This is a genomic window from uncultured Agathobaculum sp. (assembly GCF_963927765.1).
Lineage (GTDB): Bacteria > Bacillota > Clostridia > Oscillospirales > Butyricicoccaceae > Agathobaculum.
Genome location: NZ_CAWVCU010000019.1, coordinates 1 through 3,369, shown reverse-complemented (window position 1 = coordinate 3,369; position 3,369 = coordinate 1). Strand labels below are relative to the sequence as shown.

General features: G+C 60.8%; 3 protein-coding genes and 1 pseudogene. All 4 read right to left on the bottom strand.

Annotated elements, in window-relative coordinates; genetic code table 11:
- Positions 1–720 (bottom strand): annotated as a pseudogene (locus ABGT74_RS01190) (carbamoyl-phosphate synthase large subunit); the annotation flags it as partial.
- A complete protein-coding gene (locus ABGT74_RS01185; protein WP_346704126.1) occupies positions 720–1,814 on the bottom strand; it encodes a carbamoyl phosphate synthase small subunit in 1,095 nt (364 codons plus the stop codon). The gene ABGT74_RS01185 and the pseudogene ABGT74_RS01190, both read right to left, overlap by 1 nt.
- Positions 1,815–1,875: 61 nt before the next feature.
- Positions 1,876–2,793, bottom strand: coding sequence for an orotidine-5'-phosphate decarboxylase (pyrF, locus tag ABGT74_RS01180; protein WP_297284337.1), 918 nt, complete (start codon positions 2,791–2,793; stop codon positions 1,876–1,878).
- A 35-nt stretch (positions 2,794–2,828) separates the two neighbouring features.
- Entirely contained in the window at positions 2,829–3,362 is a 534-nt protein-coding gene (pyrR, locus tag ABGT74_RS01175) for a bifunctional pyr operon transcriptional regulator/uracil phosphoribosyltransferase PyrR (RefSeq protein WP_297284338.1), read from the bottom strand.
- Positions 3,363–3,369: the final 7 nt, after the last annotated feature.

Sequence of the window (3,369 nt, the reverse complement as noted above, 5' to 3'; positions counted from 1 at the left end):
CATCGGGTCGATGTTCTCCATTCCGCAGACGGCGAGCGCGTTTCCGGCGCAGTCGCGGACGACCTCTATCTCCATCTCGTGCCAGCCTTCGAGGTAGCGCTCTATCAGCGCGTGGCCGACAGGCGAGGCGGCGAGGGCGTCCTCCGTCTGGACGACGAAGTTCTCTACGTCGCGCACGACGGAGTTTCCCGAGCCGCCGAGCGTGAAGTCAGGGCGCAGAATCAGCGGCAGCGGCGTGTGCAGCGCGAACTCCTGCGCCTCCGCGACGGACGAAATTCCGCGGCTCGCGATGATGGGCTGCCCCGCCTCGAGCATCGTGCGGCGGAATGGCTCGCGCGCCTCGGCGCGCTCCACGGCGTCCGGCTGCGTGCCTAGTACGCGGCACTTGTGGCGCTTCCATATCCCGAGCTTTTCGCACTCCATGCAGAGGTTCAGCCCCGTCTGTCCGCCGAGCGTCGCGACGACGCCGTCGGGGTTGTGCTCCTTGAGTATTTCCTCGACCACGTCCGGCAGCAGCGGGCGAATATATACGACGTCCGCGACCGAGCTGTCCGTCTGTATCGTCGCGGGGTTGCTGTTCAGCAGGATGACGCTGCATCCCTCTTCTTTAAGCGCGCGGCAGGCCTGCGTGCCCGCGTAGTCGAACTCGGCCGCCTGGCCGATGACGATCGGGCCGGAGCCCAGTACCATTACCTTATGAATATCCTTGCGCAGCGGCATTACTGAGCACCTCCCTTTGCTTTTGCAATGTTGTCCATGAATTTATCAAACAGATACGACGTATCCATCGGGCCGGGGCAAACCTCCGGGTGATACTGCACGGTGAACACCGGACGACCGACATGCTCCACGCCCTCAACCGTGCCGTCGTTCAAATTGACATAGCGCACGCGGGCGATGGTCGGATCGACCGATTCACCCACGACCGCGTAGCCATGGTTCTGGCTGGTGATATAGGTGCGGTCGACGTCCAGATCCTTGACCGGATGGTTAACGCCGCGGTGGCCGTACTTGAGCTTGGTGGTCTTGGCACCGATGGCAAGGCTCAACAGCTGATGACCAAGGCAAATGCCGAAAATCGGGATATTGCTCTCAAGCAGCTTCTTGAGGTTCTCAACGATCTCAACGTTTTCCGCCGGGTCGCCGGGGCCGTTGGACAGCATCACACCGTCAAACTTGCCGATGACCTCCTCCGGCGGGGTGAGTGCCGGGATGGTGACGACCTCGCAGCCGCGCTTTTGCAGCTCGCGCTCGATGTTGTACTTGACGCCGTAGTCATACAGTGCAATGCGGTATTTCTGCTCGCCCTCCACCGGGTAAACGCGGCTTTCCTCGCAGGTGACCGACTTGACTGCATCCTTGACGACATACGCCTTCATTTCCGCGATGGTCTGCTCATCCGGCTCGAAGCCCTCGGTGTAAATCACGCCGTTCATAACGCCTGCATTGCGCAGCTTGCGGGTCAGTGCGCGGGTGTCAATGCCCGCAAGACCGACGACCTTCTGCTCCTTGAGGTATTCGTCCAGTGTCAGGCGGCAGCGCCAGTTGGACGGATACTCCGCGATCTCGCGCATGATAAAGCCGGAAACCCAGCTCTTGCGGGATTCGTAATCGTCAAAGTTGATGCCATAGTTGCCGATCAGCGGATAGGTCATGGTGACCACCTGACCATAATAGGACGGGTCGGTCAAAACCTCCTGATAACCGGCCATGCCCGTGTTGAACACGACCTCACCGATGCTCTGCCCTTCATAGCCGACGGCTTTGCCCTCAAACAGCGTGCCGTCCGCAAGCAGTAAATACGCTTTTTTCAAGTGAAAATCACTCCCAATTCAATCCTGATGTTCTATCTTTCGGTCATGCGCCGATTGCTTTTTATCGAATCGCTGCGACGATCTCATCCCGCATGCGGATCGCTTCCGCGCGCGCAGCTTCCTTATAATCCTCGCCGTTGTTGCCGGTTTTCTTCCACGCGCACATGATGCCGCGCGAGGAGTTGACGATCGCGCCAAGGCCGTCGTCGTTAAAGGCGTTTGCAATGTCCTTTGCGGTTGCGCCCTGCGCGCCGTAGCCCGGAACGAGGAAATAGCTCTTCGGCAGCAGCTCGCGCACGATCTTCTGCTCCTCCGGATAGGTTGCGCCGACGACCGCGCCGATCTGGTTGTATCCGCACGGGGTATCCAGACCTTCGCCCCACTTAGCGACCATCTCCGCCATGCGTGCGTAGAGCGGCTTGCCCTCCATATCACGGTTCTGCAGTTCGCCGGAGGACGGGTTGGAGGTCTTGACGAGCATGAACAGGCTCTTATCCCGCTCGCGGCACTCCTTCAAAAACGGCTCGACACCGTCCGTGCCCAGATAACCGTTGACGGTCACGCTGTCGCAGCCGTAAGGCGCGATCTCGGTATCACCCACGCGGGTCTTGCCCAGATATGCTTCGGCGTATGCCGTCGCGGTCGCGCCGATATCGTTGCGCTTGATGTCGCCGATGACGTACATGCCCTTGGCGTGCGCGTAGTCGATGGTCTCCTTGAGCGCCATTGCGCCGTACGAGCCGAGCAGCTCATAGTACGCCGCCTGCGGCTTGACTGCGGGCACGATGTCACACAGCGCGTCGATCAGGCCGCAATTGAACGCGACCACGCTCTCCGCCGCGGCGCGCAGCGTCTCGCCGTGCAGCATCATATTGCGGCCCGCGATGTGCTGCGGGATGTACTCCAGACGCGCATCCAGCCCCGCAACGGTGGGGTTGCCTTTTTCCTTGATCTTTTCTACCAGTGTTTGGATCGACATAGATATTCTTCCTTTCTCAGCTGCAAGCGGTTATCCTATGCTTCACTGCTCAAAATAACAACATTGTCTGCGCCGTCGACCTCGGTCAGGCGCACGCACACGCGCTCATCGCGCGCGGTCGGCAGGTTTTTTCCGATATAATCCGGCCGGATGGGTACCTCGCGGTGACCGCGGTCGATCAACACCGCAAGCTGGATGCGTCCCGCGCGCCCCTGATGGGACACCGCTTCGATTGCGGCGCGCACCGTGCGCCCGGTATACAGCACATCATCCACCAGCACGACCGTCGCGCCCTCGATGCGCGGGTCGGGCGGCGCTTTGGGCGCTGCCTCGCGCGGCTTATCGTCCCGCCACGGGGTCACGTCCAGTTCGATCACCGGCGGCGTGCGGCCTTCGACCTCTCCGAGCTTTTTTGCAATGCGCTGGGCCAGAAACACCCCGCGGGTTTTCACCCCAGCCAGCAGCAGGTTTTCCGCACCCTTGTTTTTCTCGATGATTTCAAACGCAATGCGGGTCAGCGCGCGGCGCACACCGTCCGCATCCATAATCACGGCCTTTTGTTCGGCCATCCTGCCA

What these genes read in the sequence shown, in the direction of transcription:
- pyrF (WP_297284337.1), bottom strand. Translation starts at nt 2,793, where the DNA reads ATGTCGATCCAAACACTGGTAGAAAAGATCAAGGAAAAAGGCAACCCC.
- pyrR (WP_297284338.1), bottom strand. Translation starts at nt 3,362, where the DNA reads ATGGCCGAACAAAAGGCCGTGATTATGGATGCGGACGGTGTGCGCCGC.